The 25406-nt window shown below is 73.5% G+C and carries 25 protein-coding genes and 1 pseudogene; 20 read left to right on the forward strand and 6 right to left on the reverse strand.

Annotated elements, in window-relative coordinates:
• Positions 1 to 99: 99 nt before the first annotated feature.
• From ACFXGA_RS15440 to ACFXGA_RS15475, 8 genes are all read left to right on the forward strand, one after another.
• Positions 100 to 1416, forward strand: coding sequence for a glycoside hydrolase family 3 C-terminal domain-containing protein (locus ACFXGA_RS15440; protein WP_378088227.1), 1317 nt, complete (start codon positions 100 to 102; stop codon positions 1414 to 1416).
• Positions 1417 to 1510: 94 nt separating this feature from the next.
• Complete coding sequence (locus tag ACFXGA_RS15445) at positions 1511 to 2965, forward strand: NAD-dependent epimerase/dehydratase family protein (protein WP_378088228.1); 1455 nt, start codon at positions 1511 to 1513, stop codon at positions 2963 to 2965.
• A 93-nt stretch (positions 2966 to 3058) separates the two neighbouring features.
• Entirely contained in the window at positions 3059 to 3448 is a 390-nt protein-coding gene (locus tag ACFXGA_RS15450) for a VOC family protein (protein WP_378088230.1), read from the forward strand.
• A 41-nt stretch (positions 3449 to 3489) separates the two neighbouring features.
• Positions 3490 to 4236, forward strand: coding sequence for an SDR family NAD(P)-dependent oxidoreductase (locus ACFXGA_RS15455; RefSeq protein ID WP_378088232.1), 747 nt, complete (start codon positions 3490 to 3492; stop codon positions 4234 to 4236).
• An 82-nt stretch (positions 4237 to 4318) separates the two neighbouring features.
• A complete protein-coding gene (locus tag ACFXGA_RS15460; protein WP_378088234.1) occupies positions 4319 to 5005 on the forward strand; it encodes a GntR family transcriptional regulator in 687 nt (228 codons plus the stop codon).
• An 80-nt stretch (positions 5006 to 5085) separates the two neighbouring features.
• Entirely contained in the window at positions 5086 to 6234 is a 1149-nt protein-coding gene (locus ACFXGA_RS15465; protein ID WP_378088236.1) for an acyl-CoA dehydrogenase family protein, read from the forward strand.
• On the forward strand, positions 6231 to 7244 hold the full coding sequence (locus ACFXGA_RS15470) for an acyl-CoA dehydrogenase family protein (protein WP_378088238.1): 1014 nt from the start codon (positions 6231 to 6233) through the stop codon (positions 7242 to 7244). The genes ACFXGA_RS15465 and ACFXGA_RS15470 overlap by 4 nt, the downstream gene beginning before the upstream one ends.
• Positions 7241 to 8431 (forward strand): CaiB/BaiF CoA transferase family protein, encoded by a 1191-nt coding sequence (locus ACFXGA_RS15475; RefSeq protein WP_378088240.1) that lies wholly within the window; start codon positions 7241 to 7243, stop codon positions 8429 to 8431. Before ACFXGA_RS15470 ends, ACFXGA_RS15475 begins: the two co-directional genes overlap by 4 nt.
• 3 nt (positions 8432 to 8434) lie before the next feature.
• Here the strand turns inward: ACFXGA_RS15475 and ACFXGA_RS15480 are convergent, their stop codons facing one another.
• Positions 8435 to 9034, reverse strand: a complete 600-nt coding sequence (locus ACFXGA_RS15480) for a TetR/AcrR family transcriptional regulator (RefSeq protein WP_378088242.1) — start codon at positions 9032 to 9034, stop codon at positions 8435 to 8437.
• Positions 9035 to 9208: 174 nt separating this feature from the next.
• On the opposite strand from ACFXGA_RS15480, the gene ACFXGA_RS15485 reads away from it, so the two are divergent.
• Complete coding sequence (locus tag ACFXGA_RS15485; RefSeq protein ID WP_378088244.1) at positions 9209 to 10042, forward strand: IclR family transcriptional regulator; 834 nt, start codon at positions 9209 to 9211, stop codon at positions 10040 to 10042.
• 46 nt (positions 10043 to 10088) lie between these two features.
• Entirely contained in the window at positions 10089 to 12044 is a 1956-nt protein-coding gene (locus tag ACFXGA_RS15490) for a flavin-containing monooxygenase (RefSeq protein ID WP_378088245.1), read from the forward strand.
• 68 nt (positions 12045 to 12112) lie between these two features.
• Here the strand turns inward: ACFXGA_RS15490 and ACFXGA_RS15495 are convergent, their stop codons facing one another.
• The 4 genes from ACFXGA_RS15495 to ACFXGA_RS15510 all read right to left on the reverse strand — a co-directional run bounded on the left by ACFXGA_RS15495 (position 12113) and on the right by ACFXGA_RS15510 (position 15982).
• Positions 12113 to 13633, reverse strand: coding sequence for an ATP-dependent endonuclease (locus tag ACFXGA_RS15495; protein WP_378088247.1), 1521 nt, complete (start codon positions 13631 to 13633; stop codon positions 12113 to 12115).
• A 61-nt stretch (positions 13634 to 13694) separates the two neighbouring features.
• Positions 13695 to 14500, reverse strand: a protein-coding gene (locus ACFXGA_RS15500; protein ID WP_378088249.1) for an IS5 family transposase whose coding sequence is annotated in 2 segments (ribosomal slippage) — positions 13695 to 14164 and positions 14164 to 14500 — 807 coding nt in all. Because the reading frame shifts where the segments join, the coding sequence is not laid out codon by codon here.
• 57 nt (positions 14501 to 14557) lie between these two features.
• On the reverse strand, positions 14558 to 14923 hold the full coding sequence (locus ACFXGA_RS15505; protein WP_378088251.1) for an AAA family ATPase: 366 nt from the start codon (positions 14921 to 14923) through the stop codon (positions 14558 to 14560).
• Positions 14924 to 15190: 267 nt separating this feature from the next.
• On the reverse strand, positions 15191 to 15982 hold the full coding sequence (locus ACFXGA_RS15510) for an enoyl-CoA hydratase/isomerase family protein (RefSeq protein WP_378088253.1): 792 nt from the start codon (positions 15980 to 15982) through the stop codon (positions 15191 to 15193).
• 127 nt (positions 15983 to 16109) lie between these two features.
• Between ACFXGA_RS15510 and ACFXGA_RS15515 the strand changes: the two genes are divergently transcribed.
• The 10 genes and pseudogenes from ACFXGA_RS15515 (at position 16110) to ACFXGA_RS15560 (ending at position 24344) form a co-directional block, all read left to right on the forward strand.
• Positions 16110 to 16505, forward strand: a complete 396-nt coding sequence (locus ACFXGA_RS15515; protein WP_378088255.1) for a nuclear transport factor 2 family protein — start codon at positions 16110 to 16112, stop codon at positions 16503 to 16505.
• Between the two features lie 111 nt (positions 16506 to 16616).
• Positions 16617 to 17768, forward strand: coding sequence for a serine hydrolase domain-containing protein (locus ACFXGA_RS15520; protein ID WP_378088257.1), 1152 nt, complete (start codon positions 16617 to 16619; stop codon positions 17766 to 17768).
• Positions 17765 to 18628, forward strand: a complete 864-nt coding sequence (locus tag ACFXGA_RS15525; protein WP_378088259.1) for an SDR family NAD(P)-dependent oxidoreductase — start codon at positions 17765 to 17767, stop codon at positions 18626 to 18628. Before ACFXGA_RS15520 ends, ACFXGA_RS15525 begins: the two co-directional genes overlap by 4 nt.
• A 137-nt stretch (positions 18629 to 18765) precedes the next feature.
• Positions 18766 to 18933 (forward strand): annotated as a pseudogene (locus ACFXGA_RS15530) (alpha/beta hydrolase); the annotation flags it as partial.
• Positions 18885 to 19574: an alpha/beta hydrolase gene (locus ACFXGA_RS15535; protein WP_378088261.1), complete on the forward strand. Its 690-nt coding sequence runs from the start codon at positions 18885 to 18887 to the stop codon at positions 19572 to 19574. The pseudogene ACFXGA_RS15530 and the gene ACFXGA_RS15535, both read left to right, overlap by 49 nt.
• A 36-nt stretch (positions 19575 to 19610) precedes the next feature.
• Entirely contained in the window at positions 19611 to 20531 is a 921-nt protein-coding gene (locus tag ACFXGA_RS15540) for an SMP-30/gluconolactonase/LRE family protein (RefSeq protein WP_378088263.1), read from the forward strand.
• Between the two features lie 99 nt (positions 20532 to 20630).
• Entirely contained in the window at positions 20631 to 21536 is a 906-nt protein-coding gene (locus ACFXGA_RS15545; protein ID WP_378088265.1) for an SDR family NAD(P)-dependent oxidoreductase, read from the forward strand.
• Positions 21537 to 21553: 17 nt separating this feature from the next.
• Complete coding sequence (locus ACFXGA_RS15550; protein ID WP_378088267.1) at positions 21554 to 22774, forward strand: cytochrome P450; 1221 nt, start codon at positions 21554 to 21556, stop codon at positions 22772 to 22774.
• Positions 22774 to 23112 carry a 2Fe-2S iron-sulfur cluster-binding protein gene (locus ACFXGA_RS15555; RefSeq protein ID WP_378088269.1) on the forward strand — a complete coding sequence of 113 codons (339 nt, stop codon included), beginning with the start codon at positions 22774 to 22776 and terminating at the stop codon, positions 23110 to 23112. The genes ACFXGA_RS15550 and ACFXGA_RS15555 overlap by 1 nt, the downstream gene beginning before the upstream one ends.
• Entirely contained in the window at positions 23109 to 24344 is a 1236-nt protein-coding gene (locus ACFXGA_RS15560) for an NAD(P)/FAD-dependent oxidoreductase (RefSeq protein ID WP_378088271.1), read from the forward strand. Before ACFXGA_RS15555 ends, ACFXGA_RS15560 begins: the two co-directional genes overlap by 4 nt.
• Positions 24345 to 24369: 25 nt before the next feature.
• On the opposite strand, the gene ACFXGA_RS15565 is transcribed toward ACFXGA_RS15560, so the two are convergent.
• Positions 24370 to 25335, reverse strand: coding sequence for a MarR family transcriptional regulator (locus ACFXGA_RS15565; RefSeq protein WP_378088273.1), 966 nt, complete (start codon positions 25333 to 25335; stop codon positions 24370 to 24372).
• Between the last annotated feature and the right edge of the window lie 71 nt (positions 25336 to 25406).

The raw sequence follows: 25406 nt of genomic DNA on the forward strand, positions 1-25406 counted from the left end.
GAGTCGAGGCCGTGAACACCACCACCGCCCCCCCCCCCGCCCCGTGCCCCCCCCCCCCCCCACCAGGCGGGGGCCACGCGACACCCCACCGTGGGCGCGGTGCTGGTGACCCACGACCGGGGGACCCTGCCGATCGCGCCCGGCGCCGCCGTCGCCGTCGTCGGGCGGTTCGCCGCCGAGGCGCGCTTCCAGGGTGGCGGCAGCTCGCACGTGAACCCGACCCGCGTCGACACCGCACTCGACGCGATCCGAGCGTTGAGCACACCCGTCAGCTACGCGCGCGGGCTCGACGACAATGCCGTGGAGATCGCCCGCGAGGCGGAGGTGACGGTCGTCTTCGCCGGGTTGAAGGAGTCCGACGAGTCCGAGGGCTACGACCGCGACACCATCGACCTGCCGTCGGACCAGGTGGACCTGATCCGGGCGGTCGCGGCGGTCAGCCGGCGGACCGTCGTCGTGCTCTCGCACGGCGGGGTCGTCTCGCTCGAAGGCTGGCACGACGAGGTCGACGCGATCCTGGAGGGCTGGCTGCTCGGCCAGGCCGGCGGCGCCGCCGTCGCGGACCTGCTGTTCGGCATCGCCAACCCCTCCGGCCACCTCGCCGAGACCATCCCGGTCCGCCTGCGGGACAACCCGAGCTACTTCAACTTCCCCGGCGAGCAGGGGCACGTCCGCTACGGCGAGGGCGTGCTCGTCGGCTACCGCTACTACGAGACCGCCGAGGTCCCGGTCCGGTACCCGTTCGGCCACGGCCTGTCCTACACCACGTTCGGGACGAGCGACCTCACCGTCACCACCACCGGGGACGACAGCGCGACGGTCTCGGTGACCGTGACGAACACCGGTTCCGTCGCGGGCAAGCACGTCGTGCAGGTCTACGTCGCGACCACGGCCGGCCCGGTCCGCCGCCCCGCCCGCGAACTCCGCGCGTTCACCAAGGTCGCGCTGGAACCGGGCGAGTCGCGCAGGGTGGAGCTGTCCCTCGGCCGCCGGGCCTTCGCCTACTACGACATCGAGCTGCGCCGGTGGGTGGTCGCCCCCGGCGACTACACCGTCCAGGTCGGCGAGAGCGCCGCCGTGGTCGTGGCGCAGGAGCGGATCACGCTCGTCGGGGACGTGATCGAGCGCGAGCTGAGCCTGGACTCACCGGTCGAGGAGTGGTTCGGCCACCCGGTGGTCGGCCCGCTGATCACCCGCACCCTCACCGAGGCCATGACCGAGGAGCAGGCGCGGCAGGCGGAGACCTCGTCGGACTCGCTGCGCATGGTCGCCTCGCTGCCGATGGGCCAGTTCGTCCACTTCCTGACCCTGAGCGGCGCGCACCTGCCCCCCGACGCCCTGGCCGATCTGGTCGAGATCAGCAAGACCCGCGTCGCGCCTTCCGTGAACCACGCGGCGGAAGGGGTCTCCCGGTGACCACACCCACGCGTCCGCGCACGCACGTGGGCGGCTGCGAAACCCACCGGCCGTTCGACGCCGGCCGCCCCGTCTCCACGAAGTGAGGTCGCACGTGCGAAGCAAGCGGACCCGTGTCCTCCTCACCGGAGCCACGGGCAACTGGGGTCGCGCGGTCCTCGACGAGTTCCGCGAACGGGCCGACCGCGTCGAGGTCGTGGCACTGGTCCTGCCCGGCAGGCGTGACACCGAGGTGGTCCGCCGCTACGAGGACATGGAGAACCTCCAGGTCGTCCACGGCGACCTGACCGACTACGACGCGGTCGAGCGCTGCGTGCGCGGCGCGGACTTCGTGCTGCACGTCGGCGCGGTGGTCTCGCCCTTCGCCGACGACCACCCCGACCTGGCCCACCGGGTCAACGTGGGCGGCATCCGCAACATCGTCCGCGCCGTGCGCGCCCAACCCGACCCGGCCCGCACCGCCGTCGTCGGCATCGGCTCGGTCGCGCAGACCGGTGACCGCAACCCGCCCCACCACTGGGGGCGCGTCGGCGACCCGCTGCGCGTCTCCCGCTACGACGAGTACGGGCAGACCAAGGTCGTCGCGGAGAAGGAACTGGTCGACTCCGGCCTGCCCCGGTGGGCGTGGCTGCGCCAGACCGGCATCTTCCACCCCGGCATGCTCCGGATCCGCGACCCGATCATGACGCACTCCACGCTCGGCGGCGTCATGGAGTGGGTCTCGGTCGAGGACGCCGCCCGGCTGCTGGCCAACCTCTGCGAACCCGACGTGCCCGAGGAGTTCTGGGGCGGGATCCACAACATCGGCGGCGGCGAGGCGTGGCGGCTGACCAACTGGCAGCTCCAGGAGCGCATCGGCGCGGCGCTCGGTGTCGGCGACCCGAGGCGCTGGTACGACCGGAACTGGTTCGCCACCCGCAACTTCCACGGCCAGTGGTACACCGACTCCGACCGGTTGGAGGAGCTGGTCCCGTTCCGCGGCGACAGCTTCGACGCCGCCCTGGACCGGGCCCTGCGCGCCAACCCCTCGTTGGCGATGGCGGGTCGGGTGCCGGCGTGGGTGGTGAAGAACCTCGTGATGAGGCCGCTCACCCGGAAGCAGCGGGGCACGATGGCCTACGTCCGCGACGGGGACGAGGAGGCGATCGCGGCCTACTACGGCTCCCGCGCGGAGTTCGAGGCCATCGGCGGCTGGGACACCTTCCGGCCCGTCGAGCCGGACCGCGTGCCCTCCTACCTCGACCACGGCTACGACGAGGACAAGGACCCCGCCCGGTGGACGGCGGCGGACTACCGCGACGCCGCCGCGTTCCGCGGGGGAGAGCTGGTCTCGTCCGACGTGGTGCAGGGCGACGTCGCCACCCCGCTCTCGTGGCGGTGCGCGTTCGGCCACGGGTTCACCGGCAGCCCCCGCCTGATCCTCACCGCGGGGCACTGGTGCCCCGAGTGCGTCAAGGACGTCGCCGGCTACCCCCGGCAGGCCGAGCGCAACGCCTTCCTCGCCCAGCTCGAACCCGCCGACGCGCCGCACGACCCGGTATCGGGGTGACCCGGACTCCCGCTCAGTGGAACACCGGCCACCGGGCCGGGCGCCCGGCGGCTCTACTGCGCTCGTCGCGACACACCACTACCCGGAGGTTCCATGAACGACGGTGGGCGGTTGACGTTCGTCAAGGTCGTCGTGGACGACCTCGACGCGCAGGCCGGGTTCTACCGCTCCGTCCTCGCGCTGGCGGCCGTGCACCGGCTGTCCGGCGGTGAGGGCGAGGGCCGCTACGAGCAGGTCGTGCTCGCCGGGGCCGGTGCGGGGCCGACCGTGCTGCTGGTGCGCTACCCCGACCGGGTCGTGCCGCCGGCGGGCGAGGCCGTGCTCGGCTTCGGCGTCGCCGACGTCGACGAGGTCGTGCGCGCCGCCGTGGCGGCCGGGGGCTCCGTGCGGGTCGGGCCCAGGGCGCTGCCCGGCACCGGGATGCGGGTGGCGGTGGTGACCGATCCGGAGGGGCACGCGCTGGAGCTGGTGCAGGGCTCGTGAGGGCTGTCGCGACGACCACGACGCACGGGAAGAGGACGACGATGTTCGATCTGTCGGGCCACGCGGCCCTGGTCACCGGAGCCGGTCGGAACGCGGGCGCGGGCATCGCCCGCTGCTTGGCCGCACGCGGTGCGGCGGTGGCGGTCAACGACCTGGTCGCGGAGCGGGCCGAGGCGGTCGCGGAGGAGATCGCGGCGGCCGGTGGCGCGGCGGTGGCGGTGCCGTTCGACGTCACCGACCGCGAGGCGGTCAAGGACGCCGTGGCGCGCGCTCGCGCGGGGCTGGGGCGGTCCGTGGACATCATGGTGCACAACGCCGGCATCGCCGCCGACTTCGGGCAGGGGCACTTCCGCACCCTCGACCCGGGCCGGTGGCGCGCACCGATCGAGATCAACCTGTTCGGCGCGATGAACTGCGTCTCGGCGGTCGTGGACGACATGTGCGAAGCCGGGTGGGGGCGCATCGTGCAGATCTCCTCCGGCGCCGCCCGCACGGGCTCCGACCAGGGCCTGTCGCTCTACGGGGCGGGCAAGAGCGGGGTGGAGGGCTTCATGCGGCACCTGTCGCAGGAGCTGGCGCCCTCCGGTGTCACGGTCAACACGCTGGCCCTGGGGCTCCAGACCAACGCCGCCGGGGCGGCCACCGAGGTGTTCGCGCGGAAGATCCCCACCCGCCGGCTGGGCACGCCCGAGGACGTCGGCGCGGCCGTGGTCTACCTGGCCTCGGAGGAGGCGTCCTGGCTGACGGGGCAGATCCTCGACCTCAACGGCGGCAGCGTCACGTCCTGACCGGCGGGTGGGCGGAGCCGGTGCGCCGTCACCGCCCACCCGGCCGCGCACCGTACGGTGGTGCGGATCGTGAGGAGTGCCCATGCCCGCCAGGAGGAGCGCCGACACCGCGGACCAGGCCGTGTCGCGCGTGGTCGACGGCATCAAGCGGATGATCGTCTCCGGTGACCTGCTGCCGGGTCAGCAGATCCGGCAGGAGCAGATGGCCGCCGTGCTCGGGGTGAGCCGGTTGCCGGTGCGCGAGGGCCTGCGGCAGTTGGTGGCCGACGGGCTGGTGGCGCACGAGCACAACGTGGGCTTCGCCGTGGCGCGGTTGAGCCGCCCGGAGTTCGACCAAGTCTACCTGATGCGGCGGCTGCTGGAGACCGAGGTGATCCGCAGCCTGCCGCGCCCGGACCCCGCGCGGCTGGACCGGATCGGGTCGCTCGCCGAGGACGTCGAACGGGCCGCCGCCGATCTGGACCTGCCCCGGATGAGGGAGGCCAACAGCGCCTTCCACCAGGCGATCTTCGGGCTGAGCGCGCTGAACCTGGTGGTCGCGGAGATCAACCGCATCTGGACGTGGGCGTTGCCGTACCACGCGGTGTACCTCTACGACGAGGCCGCGCGGGCACGCATCCTCGCCGAGCACCGGGACATGCTTGCCGCGTTGGGCTCGGGCGACCTGGAACGGCTGGTCGAGCTGATGGACACCCACCGGGCGGGCTCGGAGGCGCGGCTGTCGTTGATGTTCGGGGCGGGCGCGGTTCCCCGACCGTCGGCCGGGTGAGGCGTCCACTCAGCGGAACGGCGGATACAGGATTGGATCCAATTTCCTAGGCTGGCCCGGACCCCGAGAGAGGAGTCCGGGTGACAGCCACGATCGACCTCGCCGCCCACCGCCCCGGCGACGCGGAGCTGAGGCTCCGGGACGAGGTGCGGCACTTCCTCGACGACGAGCGCGCCGCCGGGGCGTTCCGCCCGCGCGGCGACGCCTGGATGTCCGCCGCCGACCCCGCCTTCAGCAGGCGGCTCGGCGCGCGCGGCTGGCTGGGCATGACCCTGCCCGCCCGCTACGGCGGCCACGACCGCTCCCCGCTGGAGCGCTTCGCGGTGGTCGAGGAGCTGCTGGCGGCGGGCGCGCCGGTCGCCGCGCACTGGATCGCCGACCGCCAGACGGCCCCCTCGATCCTGCGCAACGGCACCGAGGAGCAGCGGCTCCGGTACCTGCCGGGCATCGCCCGCGGCGAGTGCTTCTTCGCCATCGGCATGAGCGAGCCGGACGCGGGTTCCGACCTGGCCGCCGTGCGCACCCGCGCCCGCGAGGTGGCCGGCGGCTGGGAGATCACCGGCGCCAAGCTGTGGACCACCGGCGCGCACTTCGCCCACGCGATCGTCGTGCTCGCCCGCACCGACGGCGCACCCGGCGACCGGCACGCCGGCCTGTCGCAGTTCGTGGTGGACCTGCCGCACCCGGCGGTGCGCGTCCGGCCCATCACGACGATCGACGGCGAGCACCACTTCAACGAGGTCGTCCTCGACCACGCCGTCGTCCCGGCCGGCGCGCTGCTGGGCGAGCGGGGCGCCGGCTGGCGGCAGGTCGTCGCGGAGCTGGCGCACGAGCGCTCCGGGCCCGAGCGGTTCCTCAGCACCGCACCGCTGCTCCAGGCGTGGGCGTCGGGGCTGCGCGAGGGCGACCCGGTGGCCGCCCGCGAGGTCGGGAGGCTCACCGCCCGCGCCTGGGCGTTGCGGCAGCTCTCGCTGGCCGTGGCCGCCGCGCTGGCGGCGGGCCGATCCCCCGAGGTGGCCGCGGCGCTGGTCAAGGACCTCGGATCCCGCTTCGAGGGCGACGTCGTGGAGACGGTGCGGCGGGTGGCGGGCGTCGAGCCCCGACCCGGCGCGGACGGACTCGCGGGGCTGCTCGCCGAGGCGATCCCGCGCACGCCGGCGTTCACCCTGCGCGGCGGCACGAACGAGATCCTGCGGTCCGTCGTGGCCCGCGGTCTGGGGGTCCGGTGAGCGACGAGCTGCACGAGGAGATCCGCGCCGCCGTCGGCGCGATCCTCAAGGGACGCACGACGGGCGGCTTCGACGCCGCGCTGTGGCAGGACCTGGCCGACACCGGCTTCCACCTGCTGGGCGTGCCCGAGGAGGTGGGCGGCAGCGGCGGGGGGCTGCGCGACCTCGCCGTCGTGGTCGACCTCGTCGCCCGCCACGCCGCCGGGGCGCCGGTCGCCGAGTCGGCGTTCCTGGCCGGGTGGCTGCTGGCCCGGGCCGGTCTGGAGGTGCCCGGTGGTCTGGTCGTGGCCTCGCTCGACGTGGTGAAGGCGCACCGGCGCGGCGGTCCGCCGCGGCTGTCGGGCCGGGCCGCCGTGCCGTGGGCGCGGCACGCCGACCACGTCGTCACCCTCGCTTGGGACGGCGACGACCTGTGCGTGGCCGTGGTGCCGGTCGGCGAGGTCGAGCAGGCGGAGAACCTCGCCGGGGAACCGCGGGACACCGCGGTGCTCCACGACGTCGAGGCCGTCGCCTCCGCGCCGGTCGGGATCGACGCCGACGAGCTGCGGCTGAGGGGCGCGCTGGTGCGGTCGGTGCAGCTGGCGGGCGCGGCCCGCGCGGTGTTGGAGTCCGCCCGGCGGCACGTCGCCGAACGCGAGCAGTTCGGCCGCCCGCTGGCCCGCTTCCAGGCCGTGCAGCAGCACCTGGCCGCGCTCGCGGCGGAGGTCACCGCCATGCGGATCGCCGCCGACGCCGCGCTGCTCGCGGTCGAGGCGGACGACCGGGCCGAGGTCGCCGTGGCCGCCGCCAAGGCCACCACGTCGGCCGGCGCGCACGTCGTGGCCACGATCGGGCACCAGCTGCACGGTGCGCTCGGCTACTCCGCCGAGCACCACCTCGGTGCGGCGACCGCGCGGCTGTGGTCGTGGCGCGAGGAGTTCGGCAACGAGGCCCACTGGCAGGACCGGCTGGCCGCCGCCGTGGCGGAAGAAGGCTCGTGGTGGGCGACGGTCAGCGGGGGCGCCCGGTGAGCGGGGGAGCGCTGCGCGGCCTGAAGGTGCTGGACCTGAGCCGGGTGCTGGCCGGGCCGCTGTGCACGCAGATGCTCGCCGACCACGGCGCCGAGGTGGTCAAGGTCGAACCCCCGGCGGGCGACGAGACCCGCCGCTGGGGACCGCCGTTCGTGGACGACGAGCAGACCACCAGCGCCTACTACCAGGGGCTCAACCGCAACAAGGCCAACATCGTGCTCGACCTCAAGGTCGGGCGGGCCCGCGAGGTGGTGCTCGACCTCATCGCCGGCGCGGACGTGGTCGTGGAGAACTTCAAGGCCGGGACCATGGAACGCTGGGGCCTGGGCTACGAGTCGCACCTGGCCGCGCGGTTCCCGCGCCTGGTGTACTGCCGCATCACCGGCTACGGCGTGGACGGCCCGCTGGGCGGGGAACCGGGCTACGACGCGGTGCTCCAGGCCCACGGCGGGCTGATGAGCGTCAACGGCGAACCGGACGGCGACCCGCTGCGCGTCGGTGTGCCGATCGTGGACATCACCGCCGCGCACCAGGCGTTCGCCGGCGTCCTGCTGGCCCTGACCGAGCGGGCGGTCAGCGGGCGCGGGCAGCTGGTGGACATCACGCTGATCGACGCCGTGGTGTCGCTGATGCACCCGCACTCCGCCGCCCACCTGGCCTCCGGGGCGGTGCCGGTCCGCACCGGGGCCGCGCACCCGACCGTCGCGCCGTACCAGGTGTTCCGCACCGCGCGCGGCGGCAGCCTGTTCGTGGCCGCCGCCAGCGACGCCCACTTCGCCGCGCTCACCGACGTGCTCGGCCGGCCCGACCTGGCCGGGGACGGGAGGTTCCTGCGCAACCGGGACCGCGTCGAGCACCGCGCCGAGCTGCTGGCCCTGCTCGAACCGCTGTTCCGCGCCCGGGACGCCGACGAACTGGCCGAGGCGCTGCGGGGGCGTGGGGTGCCCGCGAGCCCGGTCAACGACGTCGCCGCCGCGCTGGCCGCGCCGCAGGTGCGGCACCGGGGCATGGTGGTCTCCGACGGCGACTACCGGGGGATCGGCGTGCCGATCAAGCTCGGCCGCTCGGCCTCGGCGCCGCCCCGCGCCCCCGCCGCCCGGGGAGCGGACACCGAACGCGTCCTGGCCGCCCACGGCTACGGGGCCGACGACGTCGCGGCGCTGCGCGAGTGCGGGGCGCTCGGCTGAGGGTCATCGCACGGCCGCGCCCGCCAGCACCATCCGCAATGCGTCGCGCAGCAGCGAGTCCAGGTCCTCGTCGGAGCCGGACGTGATCCAGTGCTCGAAGACGTGCCGGGTGGCGTGCACGACCAGGTAGGCGGGCAGCGTGCGGTGCAGCGGGTGCCCGCCCGCCGGCAGGCGCCGGTCGAGGTACCCGGCGATCACCTCGCACAGCTCCCGGTCGGCCTCCTGCCAGCGCAGCCGGTACTCCGGCGTGGTCACCATCAGCGTGAGGAACCGCCGGTCGAACTCGCTGATCCGGCCGCCGGGCATGGCGGCGGTCCAGGCCGCGACGAGGGCCTCGACCGGGTCGGTGGTGTCCGGGACGTCCCGCAGCGCGTTCGCGACGGCCTCGGCGGTGGCGCGGAACAGCGGGCGCACCACGTCCTCCTTGACCGGGAAGTGGCGGTGGAACGTGCGCGGGGAGATGCCGGCGGCCTCGGCGATGCGCTCGACCTTCGCCGAGGTGTCGCCGTCGGCCACGAAGATCTCCATCGCGGCGCGGGCGATCGCGGCGCGCAGCTCCTCGGCACGCCGCTCGGTCAGCGTCGGGCGCTCACCCCTCGGCACGTCCACACCCCTTCGCAAGCCCGGTACCTGGCCAAACAGCACTGGATTCAGGATCGTATGCGGAAATTGGACACGATTTGTTTACACGATGACCGGGTGCGGCTAGGCTCACACCTGTCAGTTTCTGCCACATCGGCAGATTGTGCAACAAGGCGATGTCGCCGGGAGGCGCCGATGACGACGGCCCGGGGCCACGACGCGCCCACCGCGATGATCGACCGGGTGGCCTCCCTGCTCCAGGTCTTCGACGGCGGCCACCGGTTCACCCTGGCCGAGGTCTCCCGGCGCGCGGGGCTGCCCCGCTCGTCGGCGCACCGCATCCTCGGCCGCCTGGTCGACCTCGGCTGGATCGAGCGCCGGGGCTTCGAGTACGCGTTGGGCATCCGCATGTTCGAGCTGGGGTCCCAGGTCGTGCGCCGCGACGGCGTGCACCAGGCCGCCCTGCCCCACATGCACGCCCTGCACCGCTCGACCGGGTTGACCGTCCACCTCAGCGCCCTGCAGTCGGGGGACGTGCTGCACCTGGAACGCATCGGCGGCTGGCCGGAGAAGGGCGAGGGCTGGCGGCTGGGCGCCCGGCAACCCGCCGTGCACTCGGCCGCGGGCCGCGCCCTGCTCGCCCAGCTCGACGACGCCGACTGGCCCGCCCTGTCCTACCCCGCACCCGCCACGCCCGGCGGGGTCCGCACCGAAGCCGACCTGCGCCGCGAGATCGACCGGGTCCGCGACCGCGACGGCGTCGCCGTGGACGCCGAAGGCTGCTCCGCCGGCGTCACGGCGGTCGCCGCCGCCATCGGCCCGGCCGAGGGCGGGCTGTCCGCGGCCCTGTCGCTGTGCGGACCCGCGACCGCCGTCCCCGTCGACCGGGCCGTCGCCGCCGTGCGCCGGGCCGCCACCGACATCTGGTACGCCGCCTCCGGCGTGACCCGCCTGCGCGGGCGGCCCACCCGCCCCGTCCACGCGACCCTGCCGCTCGCCGACGCGCTGACCGCCCTCGCCCGCGGTTGACCCGCGCACCCGTCGCTTCGACCCACCACGAGGAACCGGTGTCCCGATGACCGTGATCGCCCACGACCAGCCCACCTACGTCGTCTCGCCCGTGACCGGCGTCGACCCGGACGCCCTGGCCGCCGCCGTCGACGCCGCCGAGCCCGGCGCCCTGCTCGCCGCCCTGGTGCACCTGACCGGGGACACCGCGCTCGTCGACGAGTTCGAGGCCGAGCTCGCCGGCCACCGCGCCGCGGCCGGCGCGGCGTGGTCGGGCGAGTACCCGGAGGAGATCGCCGCCGAGGTCCGCGCCCGCGCCCGCCGCCTGCTGGGCACCTCGCTCGTGCCGCGCCTGGGCGTCCCCGACGACGAGCTGTTCCGCCGGCTCGCCGGCGTCTGCGCCAACGACACGGTGGACGCCGAGTACGTGGCCCACCTGCGCGAGCAGGCCGGGTTCGAACCCGCCCGCCGCGTGGTGCCCACGACCCGCCGCCCGCCGGAGGACTTCACCGTCGCCGTCATCGGCTCGGGCATGATCGGTCTCAACGCCGCGATCAAACTCGGCGAGGCCGGGTTCCGCTACCACGTGTTCGAGAAGAACGACGACCTCGGCGGCACCTGGTCGCGCAACACCTACCCCGGCGCGGCGGTCGACACCCCCAGCCACTTCTACTCGTACTCGTTCGAGCTGAACCCGAGCTGGTCGAAGTACTACCCGACCGGGCCCGAGTACCTGGCGTACCTGCGCGGCGTGGCCCGCAAGTACGACCTGCACCGCCACATCTCCTTCTCCACCGAGGTGCTCGGCTGCGCCTGGGACGAGGCCGACCGGGCGTGGACGCTCACCGTGCGCGGCCCGGACGGCGCGACGCGCACCCACCGCGCGAACGCCGTGGTCACGGCCACCGGCGTGCTCAACGCCGCCTCGATCCCCGACATCCCCGGCGCGGAGACCTTCCGCGGCGAGATGATGCACACCGCGCAGTGGCGGCCCGAGGTCGACCTGACCGGCAAGAAGGTCGTCGTCCTCGGCGCGGGCTGCACCTCGGTGCAGGTCGTGGCCGCCGTGGTCGACCAGGTCGAGGCGCTGCACGTCGTGGCGCGCCAGCCCCACTGGGTCATCCCCGAGCGCGCTGTCGCCGCCGACGTCCCCGAGGGCGCGCGGTGGGCGCTGGAGAACATCCCCTACTACCACCAGTGGTTCCGGCTCAAGTCCTACTGGTGGGCCGCCGACAAGGGCTGGCCGATCGCCCGCATCGACGACGACTGGTATGCGACCCACGTCTCCACGTCCCCGGCCAACGACGCGGTCATGCAGGTCTGCCTGGACCACCTGGAACGCTCCTTCGCCGACCGGCCGGACCTCAAGGAGAAGCTGACCCCGGACTTCCCGCCGTTCGCCAAGCGCATCGTCAAGGACCCCGGCTTCTTCGAGGCGGTCAAGCGCGACCACGTCACCGTGCACCGCGCGGCGTTCCGCGAGATCCGCCCCGACGGGGTGGTCACCACCGAGGGCGGGTTCATCGAGGCCGACGTCATCATCTGGGCCACCGGCTTCAAGCTGGAGTACCTGGGTTTCCTCGACGTCGTCGGCCGCGACGGGCTGACGCTGTCCGAGGCGTGGGCCGACCAGGACCCGCGCGCCTACCTGGGCATCACCGTCCCCGGCTTCCCCAACTTCTTCGTCACCGCCGGCCCCAACGCCGCCCCCAACCACGGCGGCGGCCACAACGTCACCAGCGAGGAACACGTCCACTACGTCGTGGAGAGCCTGCAGTACCTGGTGGAGAACGACCTCGCCGCGATGGAGCCGACCCGCGAGGCCACCGACGACTACAACCGCCGCGTGGACGAGTCGCTGGACAGGACCGTGTGGCAGCACGGCGGCACCGCCAACGGCTACTACCGCAACAAGAACGGACGGGCGTGGGTGACCTGCCCGTGGCGGCTGGTCGACTACTGGACCATGCTGCGCGCCCCGGAGCCGAGGGATTACGCGTTCACCTGTCGAGGAGCGAACTGACCGGACCGTCGACGCAGGGCGGGTGCCGGTGCCCTGAGAACTGGACACCGGCACCTTGGCACCCAGTGTCAGGAGCCGTGCTTCAGTGCTCCGTTGATCTTGTCGAACAGGCGCTCGGCGCGCCCGAGGACAGCGGGAGTGAGCTTGGGCAGGAAGTCCGCCTGCTCCCGGAGCAGTACGGCGGCTGGCCTGTAGTGGTTGAACCGGCCGCCGGCGATGTCGTGCTGCCGGAAGTACGCCTCGAAGCGGCGGACGATGCGGGGGTCCTTGCCGTTGAGGTCGGCGGCGGTGATCGGCTTGGGCAACTGGGCGGCGTAGGCGCGGTTGACCAGGTCGAGATAGAAGTCTGCCTCGAAGAGATCCTCGATGTCGGCGTCACCGGTGCCGGTGAACTCGCCCACCTCGACCAGGCCATTGCGGGTCAACTGACCGTTGTCGCGCAGCCGCTGGACAGCCTGGACGTCCTTGGTGCTGGAGTCGACGAGGACCGCGACGTTGAGCTTGTTCGCGCCGAGCAGCGTGGCGAACGTCGACAGCTTTCCTGCTCCGCCGATGGGCGCCTTGACCCACTGAGGGTCGAGGCCGCTCTGGCCTTCGGACTCGACGGCGTCGCTGAGGACGTCGAGGTAGATCAGGTCGCTGGGGCCCTCCAGCAGCAGGGTGTTCTCACCGACGAATAGCGTCTGGGTCATCTCGATGCCCATCGCGGCCAACAGCGGGAACGCCGTGTCGGAGTCCGCCTTCAGGATGTCGGACGAGACCTTCGTGCCGACCTTGTCGTGGTCGACGACGGTGCGGACCCGGTGCAGGCTGCGCGGAGACACCATGAACGGTGAGTGCGTGGTGTAGAGGACCTGGTGCTTCGGTGCCAGCCGCTTGTCGATGAGCTTGAGCAGGTCCTCCTGCGCTCGCCCGTGCAGCGACAGGCCGGGTTCGTCCAACAGCAGGATGAGGTCGCTGTCCTCGGCCTCCTCCAGCTTGTTGAAATAGGCGAGGAAGCTGAAGAACCACACAAACCCGCGGGAGCGGTCGTCGAAGGGGACCGACACCCGGTGTCGCTGGTTGCGCACGCGGATCTGCAGGATGGGAGGCTGGTTCAGCGGCGGCTGCGCCCCCTCCTCGACCGGCAAGATCTCGAGTTTGACCTCCAGGTCGGTGTTCTGCGACCAGTACTCGAACACCTCGTCGGAGATGACGTTGCCGGAGTTCTCCAACTCCCTGATCAGCCGTTCGTGTCGATCCGTCTGCTGGAAGTCCCGCAGCGTCACCCCGGCCATGTCCAGCAGGCTGAGCAGCGCCAGTTCGCCACGTTCCAGCGTGCCGTTGTTCCGCCGGTTGACCAGGTCCGGGATCGACACCTTGCCCGGCATGACGTCGTAGTCGCCGTAATAGACGAACTTGGGCATGAGTCGGTGGCCGTAGGCGTCGATCAGGTGAAGGCCGACGTCCTCTTTCCGCCAGTTCCTGATCCGTTCGGCCAACCTGGTGGCTGCGGATGGCGGTTCCTCGATCTCGTCGAGAGCGGTGAGCAATTCCGCGACCGTGGTGGCTTGGTCGACGTCTGCCGCCGCACCCGGGGCGAGGTCCAAGTCGGCACGCAGGTGCTTGACGATCGCGGCCTCGTCATACCGGTGGTAGTAAGACCACGTCTCACGTGGCCAGTTTCGTGAGTCGTTTGAAGCAGGTCAGGGCTGCGGCGAGGGTGAGGAGGCCGCAGTAGTTGTCGGCGTGGCGTTCGTAGCGGACCGTCAGGCGGCGGTAGCCGGTCAGCCATGAGATGGTGCGTTCGACGACCCAGCGGTGACGGCCAAGCCGCTGGGAGGAGTCGATGCCCTTGCGTGCGATGCGCGGGATGATGCCGCGACCGCGTAACCATCGGCGGAGGTCGTCGATGTCGTAGGCCTTGTCGGCGTGCAGCTTCGCAGGCCGGAACCGGCGCGGCCCGCGGCGCGACCGGATACGCGGAATGGCCATCAGCATGGGCTTGAGCGCCTGGCTGTCGTGCAGGTTCGCGGCCGAGACGCCGACGGCCAACGGCAGTCCGGCGCGGTCGGACACGACGTGGATCTTCGAGCCCGGCTTGCCGCGGTCGACCGGGTTCGGACCGGTCATCCCGCCCCCTTTTTCGCCCGGACCGAGGCGGCGTCCAGGATCGCCCGCGACCAGTCGACCTCCCCTCGGGAGCCGAGTTCGTCCAGCACTGTCCGGCGCAGGCGACGCCACAACGCGGCCCTGGTCCACTCGGTGAACCGGCGATGCGCCGTGGGCACCGTGACGCCGAACGACGGCGGCAGCTCCCACCACGCGCACCCGCTGGTCAGCACGTAGACGATCGCGGTGAACACCGCCCGGTCGTCCACCGGCGCTGTTCCGCCACCCTGCGGACGGGCCTTGAACTTGGGGATCAACGGCTCTGCCAACGCCCACAGCTCATCGGGTACCAACCGCAGCGACAACCGATCAACCACGGACGAAGATCATGGCACAACGCTTATCGCCACGTGAGACGTGGTCTAAGTCTTGCCCTTGTTCCGGTACCCCATCGTCACGGTGAACTCGGGGCTGGTCAGCGAACCCGGGCCGAGGTCGGCCTCGATCTGCTTGAGCTCTGCGGGCTCATAGCGGAAGGTCGCCACGACGACGGGGATGCGCTGGTCGGGGGGCCAGTCGTGGCGTTGCCGGGTCAGCTTGCTCGGGAAGTCGACCACCTCGTCCAGTTCGGTGCCCTCGACAGGGTTGAGCCGGTAGAGGGCCTGCAGGACGGTGGTCTTGCCCGACTCGTTCTTTCCGACCAGACAGGTCACGTCGGGTTCGACGGCGAACTGCTCGGAGTCCTCGACCGAACGGTAGTAGGTCACTCTGGCGTTGACGAGCTTCAATGATCCTCCTCGTAGCGGGAGGACCCAGGTCGGACTCGACGGGCGAGCGGCAGATCACACCGTCGCGGTCTGCACCGCGACAGTATTGGTGGGGTACTTTCCTGACGCGACTCGAGGATGTGACCCCGGTACCGGCGCCCGTTGCGCCTGGCACCGGGGTCCTTCTGCACTTGTTGGGAGAAGCGTAGCCGCAGACACCGACAATTTCGGCCCAGTCATCGCCAGCGCGGTTTCTCGTCATCGCCGCCACCCGTTGTATGGGATTGGTTACTCCCCGATGAATACCGGTACACGTCGCTCCAGGCTCGCCGCGATGCCCTCGGCGGAGTCGGCGGTCCGCCACAGCCGGGCCTGCTCGGCCAGTTCGCGCTCCAGCGCCCGACGGACGCGCCCGGGCAGGTCGGCGCGCAACGTCGCCCGGATCGACCGCACCGCCAGCGGCGCCGCCGCCGCGATCTCCCGGGCCCACGCCAACGCGGTCTCGCGCACCCGACCGGGTTCGGCGAGCCGGTCGGCCAGTCCGATGTGGACGGCCTCCTCGCCGCCGACCCGCCGCCCGGTGAGCAGCAGGTCGGCCGCGACGCGCCGGCCCAGCAGGTCCGGCAGCGTCACGCTCAGGCCGAAACCCTGGTGGAAGCCCAGCAGCGCGAAGTTGGCCGCGAACCGCGACGACGGCTCGGCGACCCGGAAGTCCGCCGCGCACGCCAGGCCCAAGCCGCCGCCCACCGCCGCGCCCTGCACCGCGGCGATGATCGGCGTGCGCACGTCGAACAGCCGCGCGGCCCGGCGGTACAGGCGTTCCGACACCGCGACCCGGTCCTGGTCGAAGCCGCCGCCGTCGCCGAAGTCCGCGCCCGCGCAGAAGTGCCTGCCCTGCGAGGCCAGCACGATCACCCGGCAGGCGGGGTCGTCGTCGAGGGCGAGAGCGGCGTCGACGATGCCGCCGATGAGCCGTTCGTCGAAGTGGTTGGCGGGCGGGCGGCGCATCTCCAGCAGCGCGATGCCGTCCAGCACGGACACCGACAGGTCGGGGCGGGTGTCGTCAGCAGAGGTCGTCACGCCCCGGAGGCTCCCGCACGGCGGTGGTGCGCGAGCCCGATGTCCCGCTCACCGGGACGAGCGCCGCCGGGGTCACGTGCGCGGGGCCACCATCACCGCCCCGACACAGGACCAAGGAGATGAACCCTTGAACACCGCCGACGACGTGATGCGCATCGTCACCCTCCTCAACCGGTTCGGCCGCCTGGCCGACGAGAGCACGATCCCCGAGATCGGCGCCCTGTGCACCGAGGACGTGGAGTGGTGGATGCCCGAGGCGACCTGGCAGGGCCGCGAGGACGTGCTGGCGGGGCTGGAGTCGATGCGGGAGCTGGGGTACGCGGGTCCCGCCTCCCGCAACCGGCACGTCATCACCAACCACGAGGTCCACGTGGACGGCGACCGCGCCGCGGCCCACTCCTACTTCCAACTCCTCTCCGGCGACACGCCGTCGAGCATCCTCGCCGTCGGCTCCTACACCGACGAGCTGCGGCGCGGCGACGACGGCCGCTGGCTGCTCGCCCGCCGCCAGGTCACCTCCTGACCCGGACCCGTCCACTCACCGGAACACCGAAGCCCCGCCCGGACGCCCGCTCCCTAGTCTCGGGCGATCCCGGGCCAGACTCCGCCGTTCGCCGCCGCACGAGGAGGACCCATGACCGTCCCGCACGACCCACGCGTCCGCGCGGCGCTCGACCGCGCGCTGGAGCTGGGGGAGATCGGCATCGCCGTCGCCGCCTACCACCGCGGCGAGCTGATCGTCGACGCCGTCGCCGGGCTCGCCGACGCCGAGCGCCGCGTCCCCGCCGACCACCGCACGCTGTTCCCGGTGTTCTCGGTGACCAAGGGCGTCACCGCCCTCGCCGTGCACCTCCAGGCCGAGCGCGGCCTGCTCGACTTGGACGCGCCGATCTCCCGCTACTGGCCGGAGTTCGCCGCCAACGGCAAGGCCGCCACCACCGTCGAGCAGGCGCTGTCGCACCGCGCGGGCATCCCGCAGATGCCCGACGGGGTCACGCCGGAGCTGACGGCCGACTGGGACTGGGTGGTCGAACGCGTCGCCGCGTCCACCCCGCTGTTCGAACCCGGCACGGCCAACGCCTACCACGTGCTGGTGTGGGGCTGGATCCTCGGCGAGGTCGTGCGCCGCACCGACCCCGCCCGCCGGCCGTTCGACGCGTTCGTCCGCGAGGAGATCTGCGCACCGCTCGGCGTCACGGACTTCCACCTCGGCGTGCCCGACGCGGACCTGCCCCGGGTCGCCACCCTCTACGGCGGCGACACCTTCGCCATCGTCGACGAGCACAACATCAGCCCGCCCGCCGTGTTTCCCGGCTCCGAGGTGCACAACCAGCGCGTCGTGCGGCAGGCCGTCGACCCCGGAGCCGGGGCCATCGCCACCGCGCCCTCCGTGGCCCGGATCTTCGCCCTGCTGGCCGAAGGCGGCGAACTCGACGGCGTGCGGCTGCTGTCCGACGAACGGGCCGCGTCCCTGACCCGGCCCCGGCAGGGCGCGCACGACCCCGACCGGGTGCTGACCATCCCGGTGTGGTTCGGCGCGGCCGGCTACTGGCTCGGCGGCGAACCGGGGGCCTCCGACCCGCTGGTGGGCGGGCACCGCGAGATCGTCTACAGCCCCGGCGCGGGCGGGTCGATCGCCTGGGCCGACCTGCGCGACCGCGTCGCCGTGGCGATCTGCCACAACAACATGGACACCCCGGCGGTCACCGATCCGGAGACGACGTTCGCACCCGTCGTCCGCGCGATCCGCGAGATCGTCGCCGAGCGCGAGGAGAACACCCGATGAGCGAGGCGGAGGCCCTGTTCGGCGGCGGTGTCGCCGTGATCACCGGCGCGGGCGCCGGCATCGGCGCGGGACTGGCCCGCCACGCCGCGCTGGAGCTGGGCATGACGGTCGTGCTCGCCGACGTCGACACCGCCGCCGTCGCGGCCCTGCGCGCCGAACTGGAGGAGGCCGGCGCCGGTGCGGTCGACGTCGCCTGCGACGTGCGCGACCCGGGGGCGCTCGAACGGCTCGCCGAGCGCACCGTGGCCGAGGTCGGCCCGGTCCGGCTGCTGGTCAACAACGCCGGCGTCGAGCAGTTCGGCTACCTGTGGGACACCCCGGTCGCCAACTGGGAGCGCCTGGTCGCCATCAACGTCAACGGCGTCTTCCACGGCATCCGCGCGTTCCTGCCGCGCATGCTCGCCGAGCCGGGGCGGTCGTGGGTGTGGAACCTGTCCTCGATCGGCGGGGTCGGCGCCGCGCCCCTCCAAGCCCCCTACATCATGAGCAAGCACGCCGTGCTCGCGCTCACCGAGTGCCTGCACCAGGAGGTCGAGCTGGCCGGGCACGCCGGTCACGTCCACGTCCAGGCGGTGCTGCCCGGCGCGGTCGCCTCCGACATCTTCGAGTCCGCGGGCGCGGTCGAGGACGGCGACATCGCGGCGGCCGAGGAGCACCGCCAGGCCATGCTCAAGGTCAAGGCGCAGGCGATGGACCCGCTCGACGCCGCCCGCGTGTTCTTCGACCAGGCGGCGGCCGGCGAGTTCTACCTGACCTCGCAGCCGTTCGTCCTCGACGCCATGGCCGCCCGCGCCGACACCCTGGTCCACCGCCGTGCCCCGGTCCTGCTCCAGGGCGAGTTCACCGTCCCGGCCGAGTGAGGGGTGCGACCGTGACCGCGTTCCCGCTGGACCCCGACGCCGCGGCCGTGGCCGACACCCCGTCCCTGCGCGAGCGGGGCATCGAGGCCGCCCGCGCGTCCCTGGAGGCCGCGCCCCACCCGCCGAACCTGCCCGTCATGGCCGTCACCGAGGATCGCCCGATCCCCGCCCCGCACGGGGACATCCCGCTGCGCGTGCACCGCCCCACCACCGACGACGGCGCGCCGGTGATCGTGTACTTCCACGGCGGCGGCATGTGCATGGGCTCCAACCACTCCTTCGAGCCGGTGGCCCGCAACCTGGCCCACCACAGCGGCGCGGTGGTCGTGGCGGTCGAGTACCGCCTGGCGCCGGAGGCCCCGCCGCCCGCGCGCAGTTCGACGACGCCTGGGCCGCCACCGCGTGGGTCGCCGGGCACGCCGACGACCTGGGCGTGGACCCGGCGCGACTGGCCGTGGTCGGCGACAGCGCGGGCGGCACCCTGGCCGCGGCCGTCGCGCTGGCGGCCCGCGACCGCGGTGGACCCGCCCTCGCCTGCCAGGTGCTGATCTACCCCGGCGTGGACCGCGACCTGGCCGCCCCGTCGATCACCCGCTACGCCGACGCCCCGATCCTGAGCCGCGACGACGTGCTCTACCTCAACGCGCTGGCCGACGCGGGGCAGGGTGTGCCCGACAGCCCCTACCGCATCCCGGCCTACGCGGCCGACCTGTCCGGCCTGCCCCCGGCGATCGTGGTGACGGGGGAGTGCGACCCGATCCGCGACTGGGGCGAGCGCTACGCCGCGCGCCTGCGCGAGGCGCGCGTGCAGACCACGCTCACCCGCTACCCCGGAGTCCCGCACGGCTTCGTGCTCCAGGCCGACCACCTGGCGCGCGGCCGGCTCGCCGTCGCCGAGACCGGCGCGCTGCTGCGGGCCAAGTTCGCCCACCCGCTCCCGTTCTGAGCGCAAAACTTGACCAAACTCATCCTTGGAGAAACCGTGTCCGACGTCGATCCCCTGGCCGACGCGCGCGAGGTCGTCCCGCGCGAGCTGTCGCGCGGCTACACCTGGGCGGAGTGCCCGCGCTGGCACGACGGTGCGCTGTGGTTCAGCGACATGTACGCCCACCGGCTCGTCCGCCTCGACGCCGCCGGAGCCCCGGAAACCGTCCTCGACCTGTCCGACCGCACCCCGGTCAACGGCGCCGAGGTGATCCCGGGCGGCTTCGGCTGGCTGCCCGACGGCCGGCTGATCGTCACCTCGATGCACGAGCGCCTGGTCCTGGCGTTCGACGGCGAGCGGGTCACCGTGCACGCCGACCTGCGGGCACTGGCCACCGGGCCGGTCAACGACATGGTCGTGGACGCCGACGGCCGCGCCTACGTCACCCAGCTGGGCTTCGAGCTGTTCGCGGGCGAGGAACCGCGCGACTCGGCGCTGCTCGTGGTCGAACCGGACGGCGCCGCCCGAGCCCTGACCGAACTGGGCGGTTTCGGCGGCGCGAACGGCATCGCCGTCAGCTCCGACGGCACGCGAGTGGTGACCGCCGAGGCGTTCGCGAACCGCATCACCGTGCTCGACCGCGACGCCGACGGCCGGTTGGGCGGTCGGCGCGTGTTCGCCGCCACCTCCTCGCTGCCCGACGGCATCTGCCTGGACGAGGAGGGCGGCGTGTGGACGGGCCTGCCCTCGGCGCCCGCCGTGGCCCGCATCGTCGAAGGCGGGGCCGTCACCGACGTCGTGCGCTTCGACCCGCAGGCGGCGCTGCCCCCCGCGTGCGTGCTCGGCGGCGAGGACCGCCGCACCCTCTACATCTGCGCCGGCTTGGACGTCCTGGACTGGGAGGAGTCCCGCAGCCGGCGCCGCGGCTCGGTCTGGGCCGCCGACGTCGCGGTCGGCGGCGGCGCCAACCGCCCCTGACCGACCCGCCTCACTTTACTTGACCAAACTCATGTATTCGGTAGCGTTGGTGGCCTGCCCGGGTGCGGCAGCGAGCGCGCCGAGCAGAAGGGGACACCCGTGGACACCCTGTCCTTCACCGACCGCGCCGTGGTCGTGACCGGGGCCGGGCGTGGCATCGGCCGCGCCCACGCCCTGCTGCTGGCCTCACGCGGCGCGTCCGTCGTCGTCGCCGACCTCGGCGCGAGGGTCGACGGCGGCGGCGTGGACGGCGACGACCCGGCGGGCGACGTCGTGGCCGAGATCCGCGCCGCCGGCGGCCGGGCCGTGGCCTGCCGCGCCGACATCTCCACCGAGGACGGCGCCGCCGAGGTCGTCGAGACCGCGGTCGGCGAGTTCGGCCGCCTCGACGCGGTGATCAACAACGCCGGCATCGTGCGCACCGCCCGCTTCGACGAGGTCGACACGCGCGAGTACCAGCGCCACCTCGACGTGCACTTCTTCGGTTCGCTCCACGTCTGCAAGGCGGCCTGGCCGCACCTGATCGCCTCCGGCAGCGGGCGCGTCGTCAACACCGTCTCCGCCGCGATGCTGGGCAACCCGCTGATGACCCACTACGGCAGCTCCAAGGGCGCGGTGTTCGGCCTGACCCGCAACCTCGCCCTCGAAGGCGCCGAGCACGGCATCCTGGTCAACGCCGTCGCGCCCGGCGCGGACACCCGCATGGCCGAGAGCTCGGCGGCGTCGCTGACCCCCGAGGTCATGGAGTACCTGCGCACGCAGCTGCTGCCCGAGCACGTCGCCCCGCTGGCCGCCTACCTCGTGCACCCCTCCTGCACGGTGACCGGCGAGCTGTTCAACGCCGCCGGTGGCACGGTCAACCGCGCCGTCGTGGTCACCACCACCGGCATCCACGACCCCGCCCTGACCGTCGAGACCGTCGCCGAGCGGTTCGAGGAGGTCATGGCCCTCACCCCCGACGCACGACCCGAACTGGTCGCCGTGCCCCAGCTGCCCACCGCCTGAACACCGGAGACGCGACGATGACCACCACCCCGGGCACCGAGTACCCCTTCGGCCCCATGACCCCGGCCGAGGCCGTCGAGCACATCGGCCGCCTGGTCGCCGACCGGCCGATGACGAAGATGACCATGCCGCACGGCGGCGACGTGTGGCTGGTGCACCGCAACGCCGCCGCCCGCGAGATCCTGAGCGACCGCCGGTTCGTGCGCGAGCCGTTCCGCACCGGCGAGCGCGTCGTGCCGTTCTTCGTGCCGTTCCCGGACTTCCTGCGCGGCACGCTCCAGTTCGAGGACCCGCCGCAGCACACCAGGCTGCGCAAGCTCGTGCAGAAGGCCATCTCGCCCAAGCGGGTGCGGGAGATGCGCGACTCCGCCGTGGCCTTCGCCAACGAGCTGATCGACGGCATGACCGCCCGCGGCGGCGTGCGGAACCTGGTGTCGGAGTACTCGCTGTCGCTGCCGATCGAGATGCTCAGCTCCCTGCTGGGCGTGCCCTCCTCCGACCGGGGGAAGTTCGAGCGGTGGAGCTCCTCGACGCTGGCCGTGGCGGGCAGGACCGAGGCCGAGGTGGCCGCCGACATGGCGGAGCTGGCCGCCTACATGACGGACCTGATCGCGCGGCGCCGCGAGGAGCCCCGCGACGACCTGCTCAGCGCCCTGGCCCACGCCCGTGACCGGGACGAGACGCTGACCGACGCCGAGATCCTGCCGATCGCGTTCATCCTCATCGTCGGCGGCTTCGACAACACCGCGAACTTCCTGACCACCGGTGTGCTGTCCCTGCTGCGCTCGGACGAGCAGCGCGCGCTGTTCCTCGCCGACCCCGACGGCCTCGCCGCGACCACGGCCGAGGAGGTGCTGCGGCACGGCGGGTTCGTGGCCTCGCCGATGGTGGGCGGCGGTGGCGGCCTGGTGCCGTTCGTCGCCACCGAGGACGTCGTCGTGGACGGTCAGCTCATCGCCAAGGGCGAGGCGGTCAGCGTCGACCTGACCGCCGCCGGGCACGACCCCGCCGCCGTGACCGACCCGGGCCGGTTCGACATCACCCGGACCGGGAACGCCCACCTGACGCTCAGCCACGGCCTGCACCACTGCCTGGGCGCCCCGCTGGCCCGGATGGAGCTGCAGGTCGGCCTGGCCGAGCTGTTCAAGCGCATCCCGAACCTGCGGCCGGCCGGCGAGCCGGTGGTCGACCGCACGGTCCTGACGCAGCCGATCACCGACCTGCCCGTCACCTGGTGATGAAGGGGGACACGACCGTGCCCAAGGTGTTCTACGCGCAGCCCGACGGCACCGAACGGGTCGTGGAGGCCGAGGTCGGCGACTCGGTGATGCGGACCGCGGTCCGCAACGGCGTCCCCGGCATCCTCGGCCAGTGCGGCGGGTCGCTGTCCTGCGCGACCTGCCACGTCTTCCTCGACGAGCGCCACGCCGACGACTTCCCGCCGGTCGGCGAGGACGAGGACGACATGCTCGACGTCGCCGCCACCGACCGCGAGGACAACTCCCGGCTGTCCTGCCAACTCGTCCTCGCGGCGGGCCAGGAGGTCCGCGTCACCATCCCGGAGACCCAGCTGTGAGCACCGGCCACCTGCTCGTCGTGGGCGCGGGCCAGGCCGGCGCGCAGCTGGTGGGCAGCGCCCGCGACCTCGGCTGGGACGGCCCGGTCACCCTGGTCGGGCAGGAACCCCACGCCCCCTACGGCAGGCCGCCGCTGTCCAAGGCGGTGCTGCGCGGCGAGGCGACCGCCGAGTCGCTGGCGCTGCGCAGCCCCGCCTTCTACCGCGAGCAACGCGTGGACCTGGTCCTGGGCGAGCGGGTCACGCGGCTGGAGCTGTCGGGGACGGGCGCGGGCACGGCCGTGGCCGCCTCGGGGCGGCGGTGGGACTTCGACCGCTTGGTGCTCGCGACCGGCGCGGAACCCCGGCGCTTGGCCCTGGAGGGCGCGGATCTGGACGGGGTGGTGGTGCTGCGCGACGTCGCCGACGCCGAGGCGCTGGCCCGTCGCCTCGACGTCACCGACCTCGTGGTGGTCGGTGGCGGGTTCATCGGGCTGGAGGTCGCCGCCACCGCCGCGGCGGCGGGCGTGCGGGTGACCGTGGTCGAGGCCGGCCCGGCGCTGATGGGCCGCGTGGTCGGCCCGGTGACGGCCGAGCTGGTGCGGGCCGCGCACCAGGCCGCCGGGGTGCGGGTGCTGACCGGGGCGCGCCCGCTGCGCTTCCGCGGTGATCGGGGGACGGTGACCGCCGTCGAGCTGGAGGACGGCACGAGCCTCCCCGCCGGTCTCGTGCTGGTCGGCGTCGGCGCCCGGCCCCGTGACGACCTGGCGCGCGCCGCCGGGCTGCACTGTGACGGCGGCGTGGTCGTCGACGCCTTCTCCCGCGCCTCCGACGGTCACACCCTCGCCGTGGGCGACTGCGCCGACCTTCCCGACCCCACACCCGGCTCCGACCGGCGGCTGCGGCTGGAGAGCGTGGACAACGCCGTGGAACAGGCCAAGGCCGCCGCCACCACGCTGGTGGGCGACCCGCGCCCCTACACCGGCGTGCCGTGGTTCTGGTCGGACCAGGGCGATCTGAAGATCCAGATCGCCGGGCTGGCGCACCCCGACGACGAGGCGGTCCTCCGCCCGGGTGGCCGGCCCGGCCGGTTCACCGCGCTGCGCTACCGCGGCGACCGCCTCACCGCCGCCGAGTGCGTCAACGCCCCCGCCGACTTCCTGGTCGTGCGCAAGGCGCTCGCACAGGGGAGGGCGATCTCCCGCGACGCGGCGGCCGACGCCGGTGTGCCGCTGAAGGAGCTGGTCGCGTGAGCCGTTGCGGGCGTCGGGCGGGCCGTCACCGGCTCAGCTCGGCCACCAGCTCGACGACCAGCTCCGCCCACCGGTCCCGGTCGCCGCGGGGAGCGCCCCCCAGCAGGCCGCGCAGCCCGGCCAGCTGGAAGTCGCGGACCCGCCGCACCAGGGTCCGGCCGCGCCGTGACGCCCTGACCAGCGTGCTGCGCCGGTCGAAGCCGTCCGCGGCCCGCTCCACCAGCCCGTGCTCCTCCAGCAGGCGCACCTGCTTGCTGGCCTGCGACTGGTCCACCCCGGCCCGCTGCCCCACCTCGGTGATGGCCAGCGGGCCGTGGGCGTCGATCAGCCGCAGCGCGAAGTAGGCGGACTGCCGGATCGGCGCCCGCAGTTCCCGCAGCAGGTCGTCGAACCCGTGCGAGGCGCCCACCAGCTCGACCAAACCCACGACGACCTCGGCGTAGGGGCGCAGGTGCGGCGGCGCGGCCTCCGCCCCGGCGGTCCGCCGACCACCCGGCGCGTCCGCCCCCAACCCCCGGCGCAACGCCGCGTCCACCAGTCGCAGCCACCGGGTCAGGTCCGCGACGTCGGCTTCCGGCCACCGCGCCACCGGGCGCAGGTAGTCCCGCAGCCACGCCGACCGCCACCGCCGGTCCACCTCCGCGCCGCGCTCGGACAGCGCCACCAGGCTGCGCCGCCGGTCGGCCGGGTCGGGGGAGCGCCCGACCAGCCCCGCCCGTTCCAGCGCCGACACCTGCCTGCCGGCCTGCCCGAGGTCGATGGCCAGCGCCGCCGCCAGGTCGCCACCGCTGCGCGCGTCGCCCTGCGCCAGGACGAGCAGGGTGCGCAGCTCGGCGGCGGGCAGGTCCACGCCGGTGGCGTCGCGGAAACGGCGGGCGAAGGCGCGGCCGTGCGCGGCGAAGGCGATCAGGTTGACCAGGTCCAGCGTCGCCGACGCCAACCGGACCTCGTCGGCGTCGACCGGGACGACCCGGTCCGCCGTCTCACCCACCCCTCCACCAACCCCCCCCCCCCCCCCCCACCCCCCCGGGGGGGGGGGGGGGGCCCCCCCCCGGGGGGCCC

It is taken from the genome of Actinosynnema sp. NPDC059335, assembly GCF_042752395.1.
Taxonomy (GTDB): Bacteria; Actinomycetota; Actinomycetes; order Mycobacteriales; family Pseudonocardiaceae; genus Actinosynnema.

What these genes read in the sequence shown, in the direction of transcription:
- ACFXGA_RS15450 (WP_378088230.1), top strand. Translation starts at nt 3,059, where the DNA reads ATGAACGACGGTGGGCGGTTGACGTTCGTCAAGGTCGTCGTGGACGAC.
- ACFXGA_RS15455 (WP_378088232.1), top strand. Translation starts at nt 3,490, where the DNA reads ATGTTCGATCTGTCGGGCCACGCGGCCCTGGTCACCGGAGCCGGTCGG.
- ACFXGA_RS15460 (WP_378088234.1), top strand. Translation starts at nt 4,319, where the DNA reads ATGCCCGCCAGGAGGAGCGCCGACACCGCGGACCAGGCCGTGTCGCGC.
- ACFXGA_RS15485 (WP_378088244.1), top strand. Translation starts at nt 9,209, where the DNA reads ATGACGACGGCCCGGGGCCACGACGCGCCCACCGCGATGATCGACCGG.
- ACFXGA_RS15490 (WP_378088245.1), top strand. Translation starts at nt 10,089, where the DNA reads ATGACCGTGATCGCCCACGACCAGCCCACCTACGTCGTCTCGCCCGTG.
- ACFXGA_RS15520 (WP_378088257.1), top strand. Translation starts at nt 16,617, where the DNA reads ATGACCGTCCCGCACGACCCACGCGTCCGCGCGGCGCTCGACCGCGCG.
- ACFXGA_RS15525 (WP_378088259.1), top strand. Translation starts at nt 17,765, where the DNA reads ATGAGCGAGGCGGAGGCCCTGTTCGGCGGCGGTGTCGCCGTGATCACC.
- ACFXGA_RS15550 (WP_378088267.1), top strand. Translation starts at nt 21,554, where the DNA reads ATGACCACCACCCCGGGCACCGAGTACCCCTTCGGCCCCATGACCCCG.
- ACFXGA_RS15555 (WP_378088269.1), top strand. Translation starts at nt 22,774, where the DNA reads ATGAAGGGGGACACGACCGTGCCCAAGGTGTTCTACGCGCAGCCCGAC.